The organism is Pseudorhodoferax sp. Leaf265 (assembly GCF_001422365.1).
Classification (GTDB): Bacteria; Pseudomonadota; Gammaproteobacteria; order Burkholderiales; family Burkholderiaceae_C; genus Pseudorhodoferax.
The window spans coordinates 17,246-38,420 of the sequence record NZ_LMMT01000017.1 but is presented as its reverse complement, the minus strand read 5'-3'; the positions used below and the strand labels follow the sequence as shown (position 1 = coordinate 38,420).

At 69.6% G+C, this 21,175-nt stretch carries 18 protein-coding genes; 8 read left to right on the top strand and 10 right to left on the bottom strand.

The window, feature by feature from the left end; translation table 11 throughout:
- Positions 1 to 87: 87 nt before the first annotated feature.
- Positions 88 to 981 (top strand): LysR family transcriptional regulator, encoded by an 894-nt coding sequence (locus ASF45_RS16770; protein WP_056664998.1) that lies wholly within the window; start codon positions 88 to 90, stop codon positions 979 to 981.
- A 4-nt stretch (positions 982 to 985) separates the two neighbouring features.
- On the opposite strand, the gene ASF45_RS16765 is transcribed toward ASF45_RS16770, so the two are convergent.
- Complete coding sequence (locus tag ASF45_RS16765) at positions 986 to 3,127, bottom strand: TonB-dependent siderophore receptor (protein ID WP_056664873.1); 2,142 nt, start codon at positions 3,125 to 3,127, stop codon at positions 986 to 988.
- 115 nt (positions 3,128 to 3,242) lie between these two features.
- On the opposite strand from ASF45_RS16765, the gene ASF45_RS16760 reads away from it, so the two are divergent.
- Positions 3,243 to 3,689 carry an HIT family protein gene (locus ASF45_RS16760; RefSeq protein WP_056664871.1) on the top strand — a complete coding sequence of 149 codons (447 nt, stop codon included), beginning with the start codon at positions 3,243 to 3,245 and terminating at the stop codon, positions 3,687 to 3,689.
- 170 nt (positions 3,690 to 3,859) lie between these two features.
- Positions 3,860 to 4,096 (top strand): translation initiation factor IF-1, encoded by a 237-nt coding sequence (gene infA / locus ASF45_RS16755; RefSeq protein ID WP_056664868.1) that lies wholly within the window; start codon positions 3,860 to 3,862, stop codon positions 4,094 to 4,096.
- Between the two features lie 3 nt (positions 4,097 to 4,099).
- Here the strand turns inward: infA and ASF45_RS16750 are convergent, their stop codons facing one another.
- The gene (locus ASF45_RS16750; protein WP_235580941.1) at positions 4,100 to 5,683 is read right to left on the bottom strand and encodes an iron ABC transporter permease; all 1,584 of its coding nucleotides are present in this window, start codon (positions 5,681 to 5,683) and stop codon (positions 4,100 to 4,102) included.
- Positions 5,684 to 5,803: 120 nt separating this feature from the next.
- Between ASF45_RS16750 and ASF45_RS16745 the strand changes: the two genes are divergently transcribed.
- From ASF45_RS16745 to ASF45_RS16730, 4 genes are all read left to right on the top strand, one after another.
- Positions 5,804 to 6,874 carry an ABC transporter ATP-binding protein gene (locus ASF45_RS16745; protein WP_056664862.1) on the top strand — a complete coding sequence of 357 codons (1,071 nt, stop codon included), beginning with the start codon at positions 5,804 to 5,806 and terminating at the stop codon, positions 6,872 to 6,874.
- 100 nt (positions 6,875 to 6,974) lie between these two features.
- Positions 6,975 to 7,262, top strand: coding sequence for a type II toxin-antitoxin system Phd/YefM family antitoxin (locus ASF45_RS35870; RefSeq protein WP_056664859.1), 288 nt, complete (start codon positions 6,975 to 6,977; stop codon positions 7,260 to 7,262).
- The gene (locus tag ASF45_RS34600) at positions 7,249 to 7,611 is read left to right on the top strand and encodes a PIN domain-containing protein (RefSeq protein WP_162244017.1); all 363 of its coding nucleotides are present in this window, start codon (positions 7,249 to 7,251) and stop codon (positions 7,609 to 7,611) included. The genes ASF45_RS35870 and ASF45_RS34600 overlap by 14 nt, the downstream gene beginning before the upstream one ends.
- A gap of 706 nt (positions 7,612 to 8,317) precedes the next feature.
- Positions 8,318 to 9,340 carry a hypothetical protein gene (locus ASF45_RS16730; RefSeq protein WP_162244016.1) on the top strand — a complete coding sequence of 341 codons (1,023 nt, stop codon included), beginning with the start codon at positions 8,318 to 8,320 and terminating at the stop codon, positions 9,338 to 9,340.
- Positions 9,341 to 9,692: 352 nt separating this feature from the next.
- Here ASF45_RS16730 and ASF45_RS16725 read toward each other — a convergent pair whose 3' ends face one another.
- The 6 genes from ASF45_RS16725 to ASF45_RS16700 are packed head-to-tail and all read right to left on the bottom strand — an operon-like array spanning position 9,693 to position 14,213.
- A complete protein-coding gene (locus tag ASF45_RS16725; protein WP_056664850.1) occupies positions 9,693 to 10,439 on the bottom strand; it encodes a 1-acyl-sn-glycerol-3-phosphate acyltransferase in 747 nt (248 codons plus the stop codon).
- Between the two features lie 4 nt (positions 10,440 to 10,443).
- Positions 10,444 to 11,739 carry a dihydroorotase gene (locus ASF45_RS16720; RefSeq protein WP_056664848.1) on the bottom strand — a complete coding sequence of 432 codons (1,296 nt, stop codon included), beginning with the start codon at positions 11,737 to 11,739 and terminating at the stop codon, positions 10,444 to 10,446.
- Positions 11,736 to 12,698, bottom strand: coding sequence for an aspartate carbamoyltransferase catalytic subunit (locus ASF45_RS16715; protein WP_056664995.1), 963 nt, complete (start codon positions 12,696 to 12,698; stop codon positions 11,736 to 11,738). Before ASF45_RS16715 ends, ASF45_RS16720 begins: the two co-directional genes overlap by 4 nt.
- A gap of 2 nt (positions 12,699 to 12,700) precedes the next feature.
- Complete coding sequence (pyrR, locus tag ASF45_RS16710; protein WP_056664845.1) at positions 12,701 to 13,198, bottom strand: bifunctional pyr operon transcriptional regulator/uracil phosphoribosyltransferase PyrR; 498 nt, start codon at positions 13,196 to 13,198, stop codon at positions 12,701 to 12,703.
- Positions 13,195 to 13,647, bottom strand: a complete 453-nt coding sequence (ruvX, locus tag ASF45_RS16705) for a Holliday junction resolvase RuvX (protein WP_369802141.1) — start codon at positions 13,645 to 13,647, stop codon at positions 13,195 to 13,197. Before ruvX ends, pyrR begins: the two co-directional genes overlap by 4 nt.
- Positions 13,614 to 14,213: a YqgE/AlgH family protein gene (locus ASF45_RS16700; RefSeq protein WP_056664836.1), complete on the bottom strand. Its 600-nt coding sequence runs from the start codon at positions 14,211 to 14,213 to the stop codon at positions 13,614 to 13,616. Before ASF45_RS16700 ends, ruvX begins: the two co-directional genes overlap by 34 nt.
- Positions 14,214 to 14,254: 41 nt before the next feature.
- Here ASF45_RS16700 and ASF45_RS16695 point away from each other — a divergent pair, with 41 nt between their 5' ends.
- On the top strand, positions 14,255 to 15,745 hold the full coding sequence (locus ASF45_RS16695) for a deoxyribodipyrimidine photo-lyase (RefSeq protein WP_056664830.1): 1,491 nt from the start codon (positions 14,255 to 14,257) through the stop codon (positions 15,743 to 15,745).
- Here ASF45_RS16695 and ASF45_RS16690 read toward each other — a convergent pair whose 3' ends face one another.
- Together ASF45_RS16690 and ASF45_RS16685 are read right to left on the bottom strand one after the other, a co-directional pair.
- Positions 15,746 to 16,084 carry a PRC-barrel domain-containing protein gene (locus ASF45_RS16690; protein WP_082551071.1) on the bottom strand — a complete coding sequence of 113 codons (339 nt, stop codon included), beginning with the start codon at positions 16,082 to 16,084 and terminating at the stop codon, positions 15,746 to 15,748. It abuts the gene before it with no gap.
- A 150-nt stretch (positions 16,085 to 16,234) separates the two neighbouring features.
- Positions 16,235 to 21,160 carry an Hpt domain-containing protein gene (locus ASF45_RS16685; RefSeq protein WP_056664824.1) on the bottom strand — a complete coding sequence of 1,642 codons (4,926 nt, stop codon included), beginning with the start codon at positions 21,158 to 21,160 and terminating at the stop codon, positions 16,235 to 16,237.
- Positions 21,161 to 21,175 lie beyond the last annotated feature (15 nt).

Here is a 21,175-nt window from a genome sequence, read left to right as displayed (position 1 = left end):
TGGGGAGCGGGCATTGTTCGCCCGCGATTGCGGCTTGACAATGGCATGGACTTCAAACACACCGTCAAGCCAATTTGAACAATGAGCCTGGATGTCCAGTCCCTGACCCTGCTGGTCCAGATCCTGGACGCCGGCAACCTGGCGGAGGCCGCGCGCCGCATGAAGATGAGCCGGGCCAACGTGAGCTACCACCTGAACCAGGTGGAGCGCGCGATTGGCCAGCAGCTGATCCGCCGCACCACGCGCCGGCTGGAGGCCACCGAGATCGGCCTGAAGCTCTACGAACACGGCCGCGTGATCCAGAACGAACTGTTGGCCGCGCGCGAATCCATCGCCACGCTGGGCCAGGAGTTGAGCGGCCGCGTGCGCCTGTCGGTGCCCAGCGGCTATGGGCAGTTGGCCATGTCGCCCTGGCTGCTGGAGTTCAAGCGCCAGTACCCGGCCATCGTGCTGGACGTGCTGTTCGAGAACCGCGTGGAAGACCTCATGCGCGACGAGGTGGACGTGGCCGTGCGCGTGCTGTCCGAGCCGCCGCAGAACCTGGTGGCGCGCGACCTGGGGCCGGTGCGCTTCGTTGCCTGCGCCTCACGTGCCTATGCCGAGCGGGCCGGCCTGCCGCAGCGGCTGGAAGACCTGCAGCACACGCCGCTGCTGACGGCCGCCGTGATCGGCAAGCAGCTGCGTCTGGCCGCCTACCAGGACGAGGAGCGGCACGAGGTGCTGATCGAGCCCACGCTGATCTCGGAGAACTTCATGTTCTTGCGCGACGCCGTGCTGGCCGGCTTGGGCGTGGGCCTGGTGCCCGACTACACGGTGCGCGACCTGGTGCAGGCCGGCACGGTGGTGACCGCGCTGGACGCCTGGCGGCTGTCGATCTTCGGCACGCGCATGCACCTCTTGTACATGCCGAACCGCCACCACACGCGGGCGATGGCGACGTTCATCGACTACATCCTGCGGCGGGCGCAGGCGCGCGACTAGGCGATCAGAACGAGACCGTGGCCGACAGCTTGGCCGTGCGCGGTGCGCCGGCCATCACGAAGCCGTCGCCGAACAGGCCGATCCAGTAGTTCCTGTCGGTCACGTTCTCCACGCTGGCGTTGAAGCGCACGGGCGTGTTGCCGAACCGGGTGGCGTAGCTGGCGTTGAGGTCCAGGCGGTTCCAGGAGGGCACCTTCAGCCGGTTGCCCGAGTCGGCCCATTGCGAGCCGGTGTAGACGATGCGGCCGCCCACTTTGAGGCCGGCCACCGGCGTCTGCCAGTCCGCGCCGATGCGCGCGCGCCATTCGGGCACGCCGTAGGTGTCCAGGCCGGTGTTGCGCTGTTCTGACTTGATGTGGGTGATGCCGCCCAGCAGCGAGACGGTCTGCAGCACCTGGCCGTACATGCTCCACTCCAGGCCGCGCAGGCGCTGCTCGCCGCCTTCCACCAGGGCCGCGGGCGCGGTGCCGGTGAAGGACGGACGCTTGATCTGGAATGCGCTGACGGTGTGGGTCAGCGCGCCGGACTGCAGCTTCGCGCCCAGTTCCATCTGCTTGGTCTGCTTGGGCGGCAACGCGTCGCCTGCATTCGCGTAACCCACGCCCACGATCTGGCCCGGCTCCAGCCCTTCGGTGTAGTTGCCGAACAGCGAGACGGTCTCGCCCCAGGGCCGCACTACGGCCGCGACCATGGGCGAGAAGCGGCTTTCGCTGTAGTCGGTGCGCGGCGTGGTCGCGGTGGCGGCGTTGGTCTGCTTCACGGTCTGGTAGCGCCCACCCACGGTCAGCAGCACCTTGTCGCCCGCGAAGCCCATGGTGTCGGCGATCGCCAGAGAGCGGAAGTCGTTCTCGACGGTGTAGCCCCCCCAGGTCGGCGCCGCCGGGAAGGTCGGCGCAACCGGGTCGTACATGTTGGTGGTGTAGCAGTAGGCGCAGGCCGTGTTGTAGGAGCCTTCCTTGTGCTTGAGCACGTTGGCCGACAGCTGCAACCGGTGCTGCACGCTGCCCGTGGCGAACTTGCCGATTACGCCGGTCTCGGCCGTGCGGCGCTCGGACTCGGTGTGCACGTTGTAGATGGCGCCGCGTGTGGTGCCATCCGCGCCGGTGACGATGGCGCGGGTGCCGAACAGCAGGCCCGTGCCCTTGGCCTCGGAGCCACCCAGCGCCAGGTAGCCTTGCCAGTCGGCATTGAAATCGACCTCGGCGCGGGCCAGCAGGCCGGTGTTGTCGTAGCGGCCATGCGTGCCGCGGAACATGTTGGTGTCGCCATCGGGCGCCGACAGCAGGTAGCCCACGCCGGGGATCACGGTCGTGGGGTTCACCCGGACGCTCTGGAAGTTGAACATCCCCGGGCTGCCGTTCTCGATCTTGTTCACGCTGTCGTACAGGTCCAGCGAGAAGCGCGCGCGGTCGCCCTGGTAGTCCAGCGCCAGCGCGCCGACGCGGCGCGTCTGGCTCTCGTCCTGGGCGCCCATCTCGCCATCGCCATAGACGCCGTTGAAGCGCAGGCCGAGGCGTTTCTCGTCGCCGAAGCGCTTGCCCACGTCGGCATGGGCCTGGAAGTAGGAGTGCGTGCCGTAGGTCAGCGTCAGGTCGGCGATGGGCTGGGCCAGCGCGCGCTTGGTGACCATGTTCACGGTGCCGGCCACACTGGAGCCCGGCGGCATGCCCGAGAGCAGCACGTTGGGGCCGCGCAGCACCTCGATGCGCTCGAAGATCTCGATCGGCACGGCGTTGGCCGGTGCGATGCCGTACAGGCCGTTGGTGGCGATGTCCATGGCGCCCATGTCCAGGCCGCGCAGGTTGAAGTTCTGCAGCAGGTGGTTCTTGTTGGTCGTGAAGACCACGGCCGGGTCGTTCTCCAGCACGTCCTGCAGCGTCAGCGCCGACCAGTCCTCGGCCAGCTCGCGCGTGTAGGCGTTGACGTGCACGGGCGCGTCCATGATGGAGGTGGCGCCGAGGATGCCCAGGCGCGCGCCCGAGGCGGCCTTGTTGCCGGCGGCCCGCGTCGGCAGGTCTTCGCGCTCGTACTTGCTGCGCACGTTGACCTGGTCCAGCGTGCCGGCGGTCTGGGCCGTGGCGCAGGCGCTGAAGGCGAGCAGTGCGAGTGCAATGGGCGTCGGTCGGAGGAGGCGGCGTGCGTGCATCGGTCTGGGCCCTTCGGAAGCTGCGTTCAAATGAAAAGAATTCTCATTTGAATGTTAGCAAACCAGGGATGCCGGGCGGGCGTCGCTACCATGGGCCGCAAAGGAGACCGCCCGCATGCCCATGTTCGTCGACCACTCGCCGCCCGGCCAGTGCATCTTCTGCCGCCTCGTCGCTGGCGAGATCCCGTCCGCCAAGGTCTGCGAGGACGAGCTGACCGTCGCCTTCATGGACATCGGCCAGGTCAATCCCGGCCATGTGCTCGTGGCGACCAGGCGCCATGCCGTCACGCTGCTGGACATCACGCCCGAGGAGGCGGCCGCCGTGCTGCAGACCGCGCAGCGCGTGGCGCGCGCTGCGCAGGCGGCGTTCGATCCGCCCGGCATGACGCTGTTCCAGGCCAACGGCCCGGTCGGCGGGCAGACCGTCTTCCACTTCCACCTGCACGTGCTGCCGCGCCACGAAGACGACGGCATGGCGCTGGCCTGGCCGCGCAAGGAGCCGGGGGCCGCGGTGCTGCAGGACCACGCGGCGCGGCTGCGCGCGGCGCTGCAGGACGGTTGAGGCCGCCCCCGATCCGTTAGACTTTCGCCCGCATTTGCAAGCCCGTGTTGTGCACGGGCGGCCTTGCCGCTCGAGCGGCTTTGGTCGCACAAGACTTGTTCCGATGGATGGGGATGGCCTGCCGGGCTTGGCACGGTGGGTCGAAAGGCAAAACAGACCGAAAGCTGACGATGGCCAAGGAAGACCTGATCGAGATGAACGGCGTGGTCGAGGAAGTGCTGCCCGACTCGCGCTACCGCGTCGTACTGGAGAACGGCCACAGCCTGGTGGCCTACAGCGCCGGCAAGATGCGCAAACACCACATCCGCATCCTGGCGGGTGACCGCGTGACGCTGGAGCTCTCGCCCTACGACCTGAGCAAGGGCCGCATCAAGTTCCGCCACCTCGAGACGCGCGGGCCGCGCTGAGCATCACGTCGGCTTGCTGCGCAAGGTGCGGCTCAGCAGCACCACCGGCAGCAGGCCCACCAGCACCAGGGCCAGCGAGGGCAGGGCGGCTTCGCCCAGGCGCTCGTCGCGGGCCAACTGGTAGGCCACCACGGCCAGCGTGTCGGTGTTGAACGGCCGCAGCACCATGGTGGCGGGCAACTCCTTCATCACGTCCACGAACACCAGCAGTGCCGCCGCCGCCGCCGAGCGGTGCAGCAGCGGCCAGTGCACCCGCGCCATCAGCCCGAAGCCGCCCGTGCCCATGGTGCGCGCCGAGTCGTCGAAGCTCTGCGGGATGCGCGCGTAGCCGCTCTGCATGGACTGCAGCGCCACGGCGCAAAAGCGCACCAGGTAGGCCCAGACGATGCCCAGCGCCGTGGCCGTCACCCAGTAGGCCGCGCCCAGCTGGGGCATGGTCTGCTGCAGCCAACCCACCGGCAGCAGCAGCCCGACCACGATGACCGCGCCCGGCACGGCATAGCCCAGGCCCACGAGTTGGACGGCGGCGCGCTGCAGCTTTTGCGGCGTGCGGCGCACGCAGAAGGCCAGGAACAGCGCCAGCGCCACGGCGATGGCCGAGGTCAGCGCACCGAGCCAGATGCTGTTGGTAGCCCATTGCACAAAGCGGTCCCAGGGCAGCACCGACCAGTCGGCCGCCAGCGGCCGCAGCATGAAGGCCACCGGCAGCACGAAGCCCATCAGCACCGGGAACACGCACAGCGCCTGGGCCAGCAGCTGGCGTGCGCCGGTCAGCACCAGCGGGCGGCCGTCGTGGCTGCCGGCACGCCCGCGTGTGCTGGCGAAGCGCATGCGCGCCTGGGCGCGCTGCTCGAGTGCGAGCAGCACCACCACGAACACGAGCAGCATGGTCGCCAGCTGGGCCGCGGCGATGCGGTTGTCCATGGCCAGCCAGGCCTTGTAGATGCCGGCCGTGAAGGTCTGGATGCCGAAGTAACTGGACACGCCGAAGTCGGCCAGCGTTTCCATGAGCGCCAGCGCCGTGCCGGCCGCGATCGCCGGCCGCGCCATCGGCAGCGCGACCTGGCGGATGCGCCGGGCCAGCGGTGCGCCGAGCAGGCGTGCGGCCTCCATCAGGTGCGCAGCGCGCTCGGCCAGTGCGGTGCGGGCCAGCAGGTAGACATAGGGGTACAGCGCGAACGTGAACACGATGGCCGCGCCGCCCAGGCTGCGCACCTCGGGCAGCACGCGCCCGCGCAGACCGAAGCTGTCGCGCAGCCAGGTCTGGGCCGGGCCGCCGAACTGCAGGAAATCGGTGTAGGCGTAGGCCACCACGTAGGCCGGCATGGCCAGCGGCAGCAGCAGTGCCCATTCGAGTGTGCGCCGGCCGCGGAAGTCGAACAGTGTGACGCAGGCCGCCGCGCCTGTGCCCACCAGCACCACGCCCACGCCGACCATGGCCGACAGGCCCACCGTGGTGGCGATGTAGCCGGGCAGCACGGTCTGGCGCAGCTCGCGCAGGATCTGCGCGGTCTGCGCATCCCACTGTGTCCAGGATGCCAGCACCGCGAGCACGGGCAGGGTGAGCAGCGTCGCGACCAGCAACATGCAAGGCAGGGACAGCCAGCGACGGGGCATCGTGAAAAGGGAGGAGAGGAGCGGGGCGTGCGCGGCTGGCGCGTCGGGGGATGAGAATTGTACGCATCACGCTGCCTACAATCGCCGTCCATGTTCCTGGATGTCTCTCACCTGGTCGTGCAGTACGCCGGCCGCGCGCGCCCGGCCGTGGCCGATGTCAGCTTCGGCCTGGCGGCCGGCGAGATCGGTGTGCTGATCGGGCCCTCGGGCTGCGGCAAGACCACCTTGCTGCGCACCGTGGCCGGGCTGGAGCCGGCGCAGGGCGGCGAGATCCGCCTGTCGGGCACGCCCGTCAGCGCGCCGGGCCTGCAGCTGCCGGCCGAGCAGCGCCGCATCGGCATGGTGTTCCAGGACTACGCGCTGTTCCCGCATCTGGACGTGGGCCGCAACGTGGGCTTCGGCCTGTCGGCGCTGCCCAAGGCTGAGCGCGCCGCGCGCGTGGCCGAGGTGCTGGAACTCGTGGGCCTGGCCGGCGCCGAGCGGCGTGCGCCGCACGAGCTGTCAGGCGGCCAGCAGCAGCGCGTGGCGCTCGCGCGCGCGCTGGCGCCGCGGCCGCAGCTCATGCTGCTGGACGAACCCTTTTCCAACCTCGACGTGGAGCTGCGCGAGCGGCTCGCGCACGAGGTGCGCGCCATCCTCAAGGCCGCGAAGACCACGGCGCTGTTCGTCACGCACGACCAGCTGGAAGCCTTCGCCATCGGCGACGCGATCGGCGTCATGCACGAGGGGCAGTTGCACCAGTGGGCCGATGCCTACACCCTGTACCACCGGCCGGCCACGCGCTTCGTGGCCGACTTCATCGGCCATGGGGTGTTCGCGCCGGCCACGGTCTCGACCATGGATGGACGTGTGGTGCTGGAAACGCCACTGGGCCCGGTCAACGGCGCGGCCGCGGCGCAGGCCGCTGCCAGCCTCGCGCAAGGCGGTCCCCAGGATCTGCTGCTGCGCGCCGACGACGTGGTGCACGACGACGAGGCGCCGGTCAAGGCCGAGGTGATCCGCAAGGCATTTCGCGGCTCGGAGTTCCTCTACACGCTCAGGCTGGCATCGGGCGAGACGGTGCTGGCGCATGTGCCTAGCCACCACGACCACCGCATCGGCGAGTGGATCGGGGTGCGGGCGGATCTGGACCATGTGGTGATGTTTCCGCGGGGTGGGTAGGGCGGTGCGCCAGATGGCGGCGTCTCTCCTACGATGCAGACTGTACGGAACTACCCGCATGACCTTACGCACCATTGGACTGGAATAAGGGCTCGGTACCTTGCCCGAACTGGCCTCGCGCGCGCATGCCGGCGAGCCCAGCCTGTTGACACGCCACGGTGAACCCTACGCTGCCATCGTGCCGCTCGAGATGCTGGCGCAGGCGCGGCCGCGCGCGCGGTTCCTGGCGCTGCGCGGCACGGGTAGGGGCTTGTGGGGTGCTTTGCCGGCCAACGCCGTGGCGGAACTGCGCGACGAGTCGGCCTATGGCGGCTGCGTCCGTACCGGCCCGCAAGAGGTCGGCTCGTGCGGCAGTGGCAGGCCTCTGGGGCGGCTTGCAGCGCGGTGATCTCGTCGTGGCGGATGCGGCGCCGCTGATGTACTTGTTGGACGGTCATCCTGTGTTTCCACCTCTCTTCCGAGGCGTATTCGAGGCCTACGAGCATGGCGACATGCGGATTGCGGTTTCCACCATTGCGGTGGCCGAGGTGCTGGCCGGCCCGTTCAAGCACGGCCAGGAAGCGCTGGCCAAACGCTACGAGAAGGTGCTCGCGGACTTCGAATTCGTGCCTGTGTCGCAGGACATCGCCGTGACGGTCGCACGCCTACGTGCCGGCACGGGGCTGCGGCTGCCCGATGCCTTGCAGGCAGCCACCGCGCCGGAGATCGGCGCTGTCGCCCTGGTCACACGACCGTGATTTCTCACGGCTCGCAGGGCTGCGCGTGATCGTCGGGGACGGCTCATAGTTCCGTCATTCATTGGCCTCGTCGAAGAATCTGCTGCCGTCTTGGTTGGGGACCCGCGGCAAGGACTTTGTCGCCTCAGCGGTATCGGCAAGCAAGCCGAGTACGCTGGGCATCGATCAGACCGCATCGGGTTGGGCTTTGCGTTCTGTGAAACAGGTCTTTTTGGCGAAGGGCGATCACCGGCTATGCGCCCACTGCTATCGGTCGCGTGGCGAAGTTGAATGGCGGCAGTGCAGCGATTGCGGCATTTGCTACCCAAACGGTGAGCGAATGGTCTGCACCAGTTTGCGGTCGCTAATGCCTCTTTAGCTCGCGCTGCCCGAACGACCGCATTGGAGTGGCCTGCGGGCATTCAATGACGTGCACCGCGGTGCCACGACGATCACGGTGTCCTGGCTGATGGCGGCCGCTGCCAAATGTGCAGATTGGATGCGTGAGCTGCTGCGGTGATGCCAACAGTCGAGATCCTCATGGTGGACGCTCCTTTCAGCTCCGGTGGTTTGTGACACCGCTACTGTGGCAGGTTTGCTCTACTGCGGATGGGGCGTCCATCCCATTGGCTCACAGGAAATAGAAGACGACGTGGCTGCGGCGCACCGGAAAGCCATCTAGTGCTTCGTCTATGGCAACATCGCATTACAACAGAAGGACGACTTAATGGCTGCGAACGTTACTTTCATACAGCAGAACGAACCCGTCGACGAACCAGGCAGAGCAATGTATGCCGTCACCCGGTCGGTGATTCGTGCGCTCATCGACTCTCTGACAGCAGAGGATTTGACGGACCTGAATACCCCGCTGAACGAGGTGCGCCTGCGTCAATTGGCGAAGGTGGCTCGTCTGGAGCGCGACAAGGGCATGAAGGGGGATGGCTTTGAATGGGCAGTTCACGAGGCCATCATGGGCAAGGAGCCCAGCGTCATCGAACCCATTGCGCACGCCTTAAGGCGCTGCTCGAAAAGCATCAAGGATGCGATCCCGCAGTCGCTGCTTTTTGGCCAGGAGCGTGCTCGCTACCTAGGCTTTATAGATGCGATGGTCGATACCGCCGGAGTCGATGCCTATCTGCTTCCAGAGGCTCAAGGGCGACCGTTCAGGTTTGGTCCGTGGGTTTCGATCGCAGCTCGCGGTCACGACGCCGAATATTTGCTTAAGGAACGTATCAAGAAAATTTGGAAGACCGACTTGTTCGTCAATGCCGAGGGCGACCCCCGGCACCTTGCTGTCACTGTCAAATCAACCGCATTGGCCCTGGAGGGTGGCCAAGGTCTACGCATAGGCATAGTGCCAGAACACAAGGATCAAAAGGCCGGAATCCACTACAACAACAAAGTTGGACTTTGGCAAGTGTCGTTGGCGGACCCGGATGGGTTTATGGGCCTCTTCAACGATGCATACCATGCAGTGGCGCGCGCCATGTTGACGCTTGGCAAGTTGCCGCAGCCTCCGTACTACGTTAAGCCAACGCCAGCAGCACAACGCATTCAGGAGCAGCTTGAGAAGTATGGGGATGCAAGAGCCATTGAGGTCGAAGAGGCTTTGAATGAGGCGGCTCAGCAGGATCTCGTTGGCATTGCCCACCAACTTGTCGGAGTTAATGCGCCGGAGTGGCTGCACATCAAGCAGATGGCGCCCAAAATTATTTCGCCCAAGCCTAAATTTTCGCCACTCTCTGTGTAACAAGCCGATCTGTCGTCTCAGATTCGGCCATCGCCAGGGGCCGCACTGCGCCTCCGGATTAAAGGCCGAGTCCGCATAGATATCGTTCCTTGGGGCAACTAGTGGCCTACTAGAGATCACCTCACATTAACCGGTTGTGCGGCGGCTTCCAGGGCATAGCGGTCGTGCGCGCTGCTGGTAGGTGACGGGCCGGTTCCGGCGGCCGCCGTCATCCCCCATGACGAAAGCGACCGGCCGCACCCAGTCTTGAGCGGTCGTTTGCGGTAGCACCATGATGGCAGGCTGCCTGCCGCAGGCAGAGGCACTTCATGACTACCTGCCCGCATTCCAGGACTGCGCGAGTCCTGGATGCTCAAAGGTGGCCAAGTTCGGCCCGCAGCTGCGCCACGCTGCCTTGCAACGCCAGCGCCCACGCCCGCCGATCGCGCCCGCCATGCTCCTGCGGCGCCCCATACCGCACCTGCGCCACCAGTCCCTCGGCCGCCAGCGTGCGCCAGACCGAGCCGACCAGCGTCTCGTCGCCGATGAAGCTCGGCGCGAAGCTGGTCGCCCCCGTGCCGTCCACGAACCGCAGCGCCAGCGGCTGCACGGGCGCGTCGGCACTGATCGCGGCCTGCACCAGGTTGGCGTGGAAGGGCAGCAGCGCGCGGCCGTCGCCGGTCGTGCCCTCGGGGAAGATCGCCACCACATCGCCGGCCGCGAGCCGGTCGCGCATGTGGTGCACCACGCGCATGGCGTCGCGGCGCGAGGCGCGTTCGATGTAGAGCGTGCCCGCGCCTGTGGCCAGGCTGCCGATCAGCGGCCAGTGCGCCACATCGGCCTTGGAGACGAAGCGGCAGTAGCCCGCCGCGTGCATGACCACGATGTCCAGCCAGGAGATGTGGTTGGCCACCAGCAGCACCGGGCCGGCGGCCACCGGCGCGCCGCTGGTCTGCAGCCGGATGCCGGTGAGGGTTAGCAGGCGCGCGGCCCATGCCTGCACGGCCTGCTCGCGCTGGGCCTGGCTCCAGCCGGGAAAGCGCGTGCGGATGGTCCACAGGCCCGATGCCGCATGGCCGATCAGGCGCAGCAAGCGCCACAGCGCGCGCGCATGGCGCATGGGCTCAGGCCGCGTCGTAGGCCAGGTGGCCGCCGACCAGTGTGAAGCGCACGCGGCCCGGCAGCTCGTAGCCCGTGAACGCCGTGTGCTTGCCCTGGCTCTGCAGCGCCTCATCGGTCACCACCCAGCGCGCGGCCGGGTCGAACACACAGATGTCGGCCACACCGCCTTCGACCAGTTGGCCCAGGCTGGCCTGCAGCGTGCCGAGCGCGCCGCCCAGCAGCGCGGCCGGCTGGCTCGTGACCGTGGCGAGTGCTTGTGGCAGCGGCACGCCCTGTTCCTCGGCCCACTTCAGGGCCAGGCTCAGCAGCAGTTCCACGCCCGTGGCGCCGGGCTCGGCCTCGGCGAAGGGCAGGGTCTTGGCGTCGGCGTCCACCGGCGTGTGGTCCGACACCAGGGCCTGCACCGTGCCGTCCGCCAGCGCGGCGCGCAGCGCATCGCGGTCGCGCTGCTGGCGCAGCGGCGGGTTCACGCGCGCGCGGCTGTCGAAGTAGCCGATGTCCTGGTCGGTCAGGTGCAGCGAGTTGATGCTCACGTCGCAGCTGACGGGCAGGCCCGTGGCACGCGCCTGGCGCACCAGCTCGACGCCGGCCGCGCTGGAGATGCGCGACAGGTGCACGCGCGCACCCGTGACCTTCATGAGTTCGAAGATGGTCAGCAGCGCGATGGTCTCGGCGATCACGGGCACGCCCGACAGGCCCATGCGCGTGGCCAGCGGGCCGCTGGCAGCCACGCCCTTGCCCAGGTCGCGGTCCTGCGGGCGCAGGAACACCGTGAAGCCGAAGGTCGCCGCATACTGCAGCGCGCGCTGCAGCACCTGGGTGTTGGCCAGCGGCACCTCGGCCTGGCCGAAGCCGATGCAGCCGGCCTCGGTCAGCTCGACCATCTCGGTCAGCACCTCGCCGGCCAGGCCGCGCGTGAGTGCACCCTGCGGGAACACGCGCGCCTGGTGCAGCTTTTCGGCGCGGAACTTGAGCATCTCCACGAGGCCGGGCTCGTCGAGCACGGGGTCGGTGTCGGGCGGGCAGACCAGGCTGGTCACGCCGCCGGCGACGGCCGCGGCCATCTCGCTTTCCAGCATGCCCTCGTGCTCGTGGCCGGGTTCGCGCAGCCGCATGGACAAATCCACCAGGCCGGGCATGACCACCAGGCCGCTGGCATCCAGCGTGCGGTTGGGCTTGAACTCGGGCGACACGTTGCCGATGGACACGATGCGGCCCGAGGCGATGGCGATGTCGGCGGTGGTGTCGCGGCCCGAGGCCGGGTCGACCACGCGGCCGTTCTGGATCAGCGTCTTCATGCTTCATTTCCCGCAACGATGCCCATCACCGCCATGCGCACGGCGATGCCGAAGGTGACCTGCGGCAGGATCACGGCCTGCTTGCCGTCGACCACGGCCGAATCGATCTCCACACCGCGGTTGATCGGGCCCGGGTGCATGACGATGGCGTCGGGCTTGGCCAGCGCGAGCTTCTCGGGCGTGAGGCCGAAGCTCTTGAAATATTCCTGGCTGGAGGGCAGCAGCGCGCCGCTCATGCGTTCGTTCTGCAGGCGCAGCATGATGACCACGTCGCAACCCTTGATGCCTTCCTCCAGCGTGTGGCACACGCGCACGCCCATCTGGGCCATGTCGCCGGGCACCAGGGTCTTGGGGCCGACCACGCGCACCTCGGCACAGCCCAGCGTGGTCAGGCCGTGGATGTCCGAACGCGCCACGCGTGAGTGCAGCACGTCGCCGACGATGGCCACCGTGAGCTTGCTGAAGTCCTTCTTGTAGTGGCGGATCGTGTACATGTCGAGCAACCCCTGCGTAGGGTGCGCGTGCCGCCCGTCGCCGGCGTTGATGACATGCACGTGCGGCGCCACATGCTGGGCGATCAGGTAGGGCGCACCCGATTCGCTGTGCCGCACCACGAACAGGTCGGCCGCCATGGCCGACAGGTTGGCGATGGTGTCCAGGAGCGATTCGCCCTTGGCGGCCGAGGAGCGCGCGATGTCCAGGTTGATCACGTCGGCCGACAGCCGCGTGGCTGCGATCTCGAAGGTGGTGCGCGTGCGCGTGCTGTTCTCGAAGAACAGGTTGAACACGCTCTTGCCGCGCAGGAGCGGCACCTTCTTGACCTCGCGGTCGCCCACGCTGACGAAGTTGGCTGCGGTGTCCAGGATCTGCGTGAGGATCTCCCGGGGCAGGCCTTCGATGGAGAGCAGGTGGATCAGCTCGCCGTTCTTGTTGAGTTGGGGGTTGCGTCGGGCCAGCATGCTCATCCCTTGATCTCGAAGCTGAAGCGGCCGTTGTCCTTGCGCGCCAGGGCCAGCAACTGGCTGGCCGGCAGCGTCACGCGCGCGGCGGCGAAGTCGGCCTGGATGGGCAGCTCGCGCGCGCCGCGGTCCACCAGCACGGCCAGGCGCACGCTGGCCGGGCGGCCGTAGTCGAACAGCTCGTTGAGCGCGGCGCGGATGGTGCGGCCGGTGTAGAGCACGTCGTCCAGCAGCACGATGTGGGCACCGGTGACATCGAAGGTGAGGGCGGTGGCGCTGGCGCCGGCCACCATGCCGCGCTGGCCGTAGTCGTCGCGGTGCATGGCGGACGAGATCACGCCGGGCTTGCCGGGCCGCTGCAGGTCGGCCTGCAGGCGCTCGGCCAGCCAGGCACCGCCGGAGGCGATGCCGACGAGTTGGGTGTCGGCCGTGCACAGCGGCCGCACGCCGCGCAGCAGCTCGGCGTACAAGGCCTCGGCGTCGAGGGTCAGGGTACTCATGGCAGGTTTCTCAGGAATTGCTCGAGGATGATGCAGGCCGCGGCCGCATCGGCGTCGCGCGCGCCCAGGCTGTGGGCTTCGGTGGTGGTGTAGCGCTCGTCCACCTCGTAGACGGGCAGCTTGCAGCGCCCGCGCAGCTGGCGCGCGAAGCGCTGCGCGCGTGCCGTGTTCTCGTGGGCGGCCCCGTCGGGGTGGAAGGGCACGCCGACGACCAAGGCGTCGGGCTGCCATTCGCGCACGCGGGCGTCGATCTGGGCGAAGCGCGCATCGCCCTCGGCGCGGATCGTGCCCTGTGGCGTGGCCGTGCGCGTGAAGCGGTTGCCGACCGCGACCCCGGTGCGCTTGGTACCGTAGTCGAAAGCCAGAAAGGATTGGAACTGCGCGGGAACGGCGTCGGACGTGGCTGGCGCTGGACTCACGCGTGCCCCGCATCCGGCGACAGCATCCACGACTGCAGGCCCAGCAGCAGCAGGGCGCGGTCGTAGCGCTGCTCGATCGGCGTGTCGAAGATCACGGCGGCGTCGGCCTCCACCGTCAGCCAGCTGTTCTCGGCCAGTTCGGACTCCAACTGGCCCTCGCCCCAGGCAGAGTAGCCCAGCGAGACCAGCACCTTCCTGGGGCCGGCGCCGGTGGACAGGGCCTCCAGCACGTCCTTGGAGGTGGTCATCTCCAGTCCGCCCGGGATGGTCATGGTGGAGGCGTAAATGCTCTCGCTGTCGTGCGGCGGGGCGGCCGTGACGGGCTCGTGCAGCACGAAGCCGCGTTCGGTCTGCACCGGGCCGCCCTGGAACACCGGGCTGTCGGTCAGGTCGTCGCGCCGCAGCGGCAGATCGACCTTGTCGAACAGCTTCTTGAGGTTGATGTCGCTGGGCTTGTTGATCACCAGGCCCAGCGCGCCGCGTTCGCTGTGCTCGCACAGGTAGACCACACTGCGCGCGAAGTTTTCGTCTTCCAAACCCGGCATCGCGATCAGGAAATGATGCGTGAGGTTCATCGGCGCAGAATCTGAGCTCATAAGCCGCGATTTTAGCGACGGCCCCGTTCCGGATTTGCTGCATGGACAAGAAGTACGCCACTGGATTGATGTGGTTCCGGCGCGACTTGCGCGCTTTTGACAACGCGGCGCTCTACCACGCGCTGCGCGCCTGCCGCCAGCTGCACTGCGTGTTCATCCTGGACACGGACATCCTGGACGCGCTGCCGCGGGCCGACCGGCGCGTGGAGTTCATCCTGGCGGCGCTGGACGAACTCGACGCCGCGCTGCGCCGGCTGGCGCCGGATGCCGGCCTGATCTGGCGCCTGGGCTCGGCACGCCAGCAGATTCCCGAGTTGGCCCACGCCCTGCACGCCCAGGCCGTGTTCGCCAACCACGACGACGAGCCGCCCGCCATGGCGCGCGACGCCCAAGTGCGCGGCACGCTGGCCGGCATGGGCGCGGCGCTGCTCACCAGCAAGGACCAGGCGATCTTCGAGCGCGGCGAGGTGGTGACCCAGGCCGGCACGCCCTACACCGTGTTCACGCCCTACAAGACGGCCTGGCTCAAGAAGGTCGACGCGTTCTACCTCTCGTCCTATCCCGTGGCGCGATATGCCGAGGCGCTGGCGCCGCGGCCCGAGGGCGAGCGCCGGCCCATCCCCAGCTTGGCGGACATCGGTTTCGAGCCCACCAACCTGGCGGAACTGAAGATTCCGCTGGGTGCCAGCGGCGGCCAGCAGCTGTTCGAGGAGTTCTTCGACCGCATGGACCAGTACCACCTGGCGCGCGACTACCCGGCGGTGAAGGGGCCGAGCTACTTGGGCGTCCACCTGCGCTTCGGCACGGTGTCCATCCGCCAGCTCGCCTCCAGCGCGCAGCAGCTCGCAGTGCAGGGCATGCAGGGGCCGGCCGTATGGCTCTCCGAGCTGATCTGGCGCGACTTCTACATGCAGATCCTGGCGCACTTCCCGCATGCGGCGGAATCGGCCTTCAAGCCCGAGTACGACGCCATCAAGTGGGAGCGCGGCAAGCACGCCGAGGCGCTGTTCGCGGCCTGGTGCGAGGGCCGCACGGGCTACCCGCTGGTCGATGCCGCCATGGCCCAGATCAACCAGAGCGGCTACATGCACAACCGGCTGCGCATGGTCACGGCCAGCTTCCTGACCAAGCACCTGGGGCTGGACTGGCGCTGGGGCGAGGCCTATTTCGCCGAGAAGCTCAACGACTTCGACCTGTCGGCCAACAACGGCGGCTGGCAGTGGGCGGCCTCCACAGGCTGCGATGCACAGCCCTACTTCCGCATCTTCAACCCCATCACGCAGAGCGAGCGCTTCGATGCCGAGGGCAAGTTCATCCGCCGCTACCTGCCGCAGCTGGCGAACCTGCCAGCGCCGCTGCTCCACGCACCCTGGAGGGCCAGTGCCATCGAACTGGCGGCCGCGGGCGTAGAGCTGGGGCGCGACTACCCGCGCCCTGTGGTTGACCACGCCGAGGCGCGCGAGCGCACACTGGCGCGCTATGCAGTGGTCAAGAAGCCGCTGACCGGCAGGAAGCCGCCCAAGCGGCGCTGATCACCAGGTGACGCCGTAGTGCTCGTACACGCGGCGGCCGTAGTCGTCGCTGTAGTCGGGCCGCTCCTCGCGGGCGTAGCGCGGCGCGTTGTCCAGCGTGTTGGCGTCCAGCGGCACCACGTAGCCGTCCAGCGCGGTGTCGTACTTCAGCATGGGCCAGGGAATCGGGTAGCGGTCGGTGCCGATGCCCAGGAAGCCGCCGAACTCCAGCGCGGCATAGCGCACCAGGCCCGAGCGCTTGTCGATGACCAGGTTGTCGATGCTGCCGAGCTTGCCGCCCTTGGCGTCGTAGACGGTCGTGCCTTCGACCTTGTCGGAGGTGATGGTGGGACTGGACATGGAGTTCTCCTTGCAGTTGGGGAGGCCGGCGGCCCCCATGTCCGTGGTTGTCGCACGCGCAGGCCGGCGCGGCTGTCGGTGCCGGCCCACGCCGTGCGTAGGCTGGGCGATGCGGTTGGCGCGCGTGCCGGTGGCTGCCCGCGCCCACACTCAGGGGGCTGGCGCGGCGGCATGGCGCCGCACCAGGCTCAGCAGTTCCTCTTCGGCATAGGGCTTGCCCAGGTAGTGGTCCACGCCGAGCGCGAGCGCATGGTCGCGGTGCCTGTCGGCTGTGCGTGAGCTGATCACGGCGATGGGCAGCTCGGCCAGCGCCGCGTCGGCGCGGATGGCCTGGGTCAGCGCATAGCCGTCCATCTGTGGCATCTCGATGTCGGTCACCACCAGCACCGGCCGCTCGGCCTGCAGCTGTTCGAGCGCCTGCCGGCCATCGGCGGCCAATGCCACGCGGTAGCCCGCCCGGTGCAGCAGGCGCTGCGTCACCAGGCGCACCGTCACGGAATCGTCCACCACCAGCACCAGTGGGGCCGGCGCGACCGTCGGGTCGGCGGCCGGGCTGCCATCGCCGTTGCGCAGCGCCTGTTCGCGCTGGGCCTGGCGTGCCATCACGCCGTAGACGGCGGCCAGCGCCACCGGGTTGTAGAGCAGCAGCACCGCCCCCGAGGCCAGCACCGACATGCCGGCCAGGCCGGGCAGGCGCGCCAGCTGCGGCCCTAGGTTCTTGACCACCACCTCCTGGTGACCCAGCACCTCGTCCACATGCAGGGCCAGGCGTTGCTGCGCGCTGTGCAGCAGCAACACACTGGCATGGCGCTCGCGCGCGGCCGGTTGCGCAACCGCGCATTGCAGCAGCGCGCCGGCCCAGTAGAAGGCCAGCGGCTCGCCGTCCTCGACCCACTGCTCGCGTGCATAGCACTGCGCCAGTTCGGCCGGCGCCAGCCGGCGCACGGCCTCGACCAGGTGCGTCGGAATGCCGAAGGTCTGCTGGCCCACGCGCACCAGCACCACCTGGGTGGCGGCCGTGGTCAGCGGCAGCACGAGCTTGAACTGCGTGCCCTGGCCGGGCGTGCTGGCGGTTTCGATGCGGCCGCCCAGCGCGTGGACCTCGGTGCGCACCACGTCCATGCCGATGCCGCGGCCGGCCATGGGCGTGACCGCGGTGGCGGTCGTGAAGCCGGGCAGGAACACCAGCGCGGCGGCCTCGTCGGGGGTGAGCGGCGCCTCGTTCGCCAGCAGGCCCAGCGTGGCGGCCCGGGCCTGGATGCGCGGCAGGTCCAGGCCGCGGCCATCGTCGGTGATGGTGAAGGCAATGTCGTTGGCCCCGTGCGCCACGCTGACCGCGATGGCGCCGCTGGCCGGCTTGCCGGCCGCGCTACGTTCTGCGGCGTCCTCGATGCCGTGCGTGACGGCGTTGCGCAGCAGGTGCTCGAACACCGGCGCCAGGCGGTCGAGCACGCCGCGGTCCAGTTCGATGCCGCCACCGGCGAGATCCAGCCGCACCGTGCGGCCGGTCTCCTTGGCGCTCTGGCGCACGGCGCCGTAGAGCCGTTCGGCCATCGCCTCGAACGGGACCATGCGTGTGCGCAGCAGTTCACGCTGGAGCGCGCGGGCCTGCCGGCCCTGGACGGAGAGGTCGTCCTGCGTGCCCTGCAGGCCGCGCTGCAGTTGGCGTTGCACGGCGGCCAGCTCGGCCACGGCCTCGGCCATGCCGCGCGCGAGCTCCTGCGTGCGCGTGAAACGGTCGAGTTCCAGCGGGTCGAAGGCGTCCCCGCCGTCGCCGGCCTGCGCCAGCCTGGCCTGGATCTGCGACTCGGTCTGCGTCTCCAATTCGCGCAGCTGCTGGCGCAGGTGCTCGAGCCGGCTGTCGAACGCGCCGAGCGCGCCGCCGAGTTCGCCCAGACGCGCTTCCATGCGCGCGCGCGTGATCAGCACTTCGCCCGCTCCGCTGACGAGTTGGTCCAGCAGCTGCGCGCGCACGCGCACCGACTGGCCGGAGACGGGGCGGGCGGCGTGCACCACCGCGGCCTCGTCCAGCGGCGCGGCCAGGGCCGGGGCGCGCAGCTGGTCGAACGCCTGCTGCAGCCGGTCGGCATGGGCCAGCAGCGGGTCGATCTGCGCTGGCTGCGCGTCGTCGGGCACCTGCTCGGCCGCGCTCTCCAGCCGGTGCGCGAGCGCGCCCAGCCGCAGCGCGCCGGCCAGCCGCGCGCTGCCCTTGAGTGTGTGCAAGGCGCGCAGGACGGCCTGGCGCGCCGAGCCGTTCGCCGGCGTGGCCTGCACGCTCTGCCATTGGCGCAGCGCCGCCGCCAGCTGCGGCAGCAGTTCGGCGGCCTCGTCCTCGAAGACGGGGAACAGGTCGGCGTCGATGGCGTCCTGGCTGTCGCTGTCGTCCTCGAACGCGGCGCCGTCCGGCGCGGCCTGCAGCAAGGCCTGCAGTGCCTGCACGACACCGTCGCGCGCGGGCTTGAGGAAGCCGGCTGCGAACTGGTGCAGCAGGCGCCGGATCTCCTCGGCGGCGTCCAGCACGGGCTGGGTGGCGCGGAGGGGGCTGCCGTCCAGCACCCGGGCCAGCAGGTCGGCCAGTTGGGCCAGCGCGTCGAAGCCCACGCTGGCCGCGCTCTCGGCCAGCGCGCGGGCCAGTGCGCTGCTGCTGGCCGCAGGCGGCAGCGGCTGCTGCAGTGCCCATTCGCCGAGCTCGGTCTGCAACTGGCGCGACCACTCGTCGGCGTCGTTGAGGAAGGCGTTGTAGAGCGGCAGCGCGATGCGCAGCGGGCCGATCTGGCGGAAGTGGTCGTCGTCGCCGCCATCCGCGTGGTCGGTGGCCGGCGCTGCGGCTGCCTCGACCGGGGCGGGCGGCGCTTCGGCGACCGGCGGCTGGCGCAGGGCGGTCGCGGCTTCCTGCAAGGCAGGCAGACGGTGCGCGCCATCGCGTCCGGCCGCGATGTCGGCGATCCAGCCGGCCAGCGCCTGCAAGGCCTGCTGCGTGGCCTGCAGCAGCGCGGCATCGGCCGGCCCCCATGCTTCCAGCAGGGCGTTCAGTGCGTCCTCGAAGGACCAGGCCGCCGCGGCAAAGCCGTCCTGCTGCACCATGCGGGCGCTGCCCTTGAGCGTGTGGAAGGCGCGGCGCAGCTGCTCCAGCGGCGCGCGTTCGCCGGGCGCGGCCTGCAGCGCCAGCAGGGCGGCCTGGCCGTCCTGCACGACGGCCTGCGCCTCGTCTGTGAAGATCTGCAGCAGGTCGGCCTGGGCGTCCGGGTCGGCCGGTGCTTCACCGTCCGCGTCGGACGGGGGCTCCGGCACCGGCTCGGCGCCGTCCGCAGCCCGGCCCACACGCAGGCGGAACAGACCCTGCGCGTCGTCGTAGACGAACAGCTGCTGCGCCAGGTGGCGCTGGTAGCCCAGCATGCCGACCAGGAAACCCAGCGCACCCAGGCTGCTGCCCAGGCGCTCGAAGCTGGTGTGGCGCAAGGCCGCGTCGTCCACCTGGTCGGCCATGTAGCCATCCACGGTCTCGCGCATGCGCAGCACGGCATGGGCGGCCTGCTCCAGGTCCAGCACCGAGAGCACGCCGCGCAGTTGCGTGAGCTGGGCGACGACCTTGCCGAGCACGCCCTTCTCGCGCGGCGCGCGGAAGAACTGGTCCAGCGCCTGTTCGATCTCGGCAAGCAGGCGGCCCAGTTCGGCCACCACGCTGCCCATGGTCTGGCGTTCGCTGACGCCGTGGTACAGCGCCTGCATCCAGTCTTCCATGGGCTCGGGCGCCTGGCCCTGCTGCACCAGCGCGAGACGCTCGGCCAACAGCGCGGCGCGCGCGCGCAGCTCGGTGCCGCTGCGGTCCAGGTCGGCGTAGGCGGTGTCCAGGTACAGCAGCGCCGTGGCCACTTCGAGCGCCAGTGCGGGCGAGGGCGGCACGGGCGGTGTGCCGCCCACGCGCCAGGCGGCCTCGACGGCCTGCAGCAGGGCCTGTGCGAGCGGCGCGCTGTCGTCGTGCAGCCGTGCCAGCGCATCGGCCAGCGGCAGCAGTTGTTCGTGCGCGGCGCGCAGCTGGTGGGCGTCGCCGCCAGCCACCGCCGCCCAGGTCTCGCTGGCCGCCGCGATGCGCTTGCGGGCCTGCGCGAGCGGGGCCGGAGGGAAGCGGGCGAAGCGGCGTTGCGCGTAGTCGGCCGTGCCAGCGGCACCGAAGCCGTGGGCGGCGCGCACGGCGGCCAGCGTGTCGGCCTGGTCGGTATCGGCCGACGGCACCGCGCCGGCGCAGTAGAACCGCAGCTCCTGCAGCAGCGCGGCGGCCGGCTCGGCCTCGCCGCGCGCCAGCGCGGCGTACTGCGTCAGCACCCCCGAGGCGATGCGCTTGGTGTACAGGTCGGCTGGCACCAGGCCCAGCGCCAGGGCCTGGAAGTAGGCCGCCGCCAGTTGCCAGAAGCTGCGCCGTGCCGGCGCTTCGCTGCCGGCGGCCAGGCCCAGGGCCAGGTCGTGCAGCGCCAGCGCGGCGGCCGGGTCGGCGGTCTTCACGACCTTGAGCACGGCCTGGTCCAGGCGGCTGCGCAGTGCGGGATCGGGCTGCAGCGCCTGGATCCCGGCCGGCAACTGCGCGGGCGGCGCGGCGTCGGCCGGCGGCGGGGTCCACAGGTCGACCGGGCGGCTGCGCTCGGCACCGGCCAGGGCCTGCACCTCGCGGTACTGCGGGAACAATTCGACCGGTGCCACGGGCTTGCCCGACAACAGGGCCTGCAGGTATTCGGTGATGGCCAGGCCGGCCTGCTCGACCTGCGCGATGGCTTCGTCGGTGCAGGGCGTGCGCTGCTCGGCGAAGCGCTGGACGGCGGCTTCCATGGCGTCGGCCAGCGCCGCGCAGGCCGGCTGCCCGACCAGGTGCAGCGCGCCCGCGCACTGGTGCAGCAGCTGCCCGGCCTGGAGCAGGTGCTGCAGGCCCGGCACGTGGAAGTCGCTGGCCGCGGCATCGGCCTCGCGCCGGTAGCGGTGCAGGCATTTGGCGGCGGCGTCCAGTGTGCGGCGCAGTTCGTCGAGCACCCAGGCCACGGGGCCGAGGTCGTGGGCCGGGGACGGCAGGGCGTTGGTTTCGTTCACGTCGGTTCTGTCGGA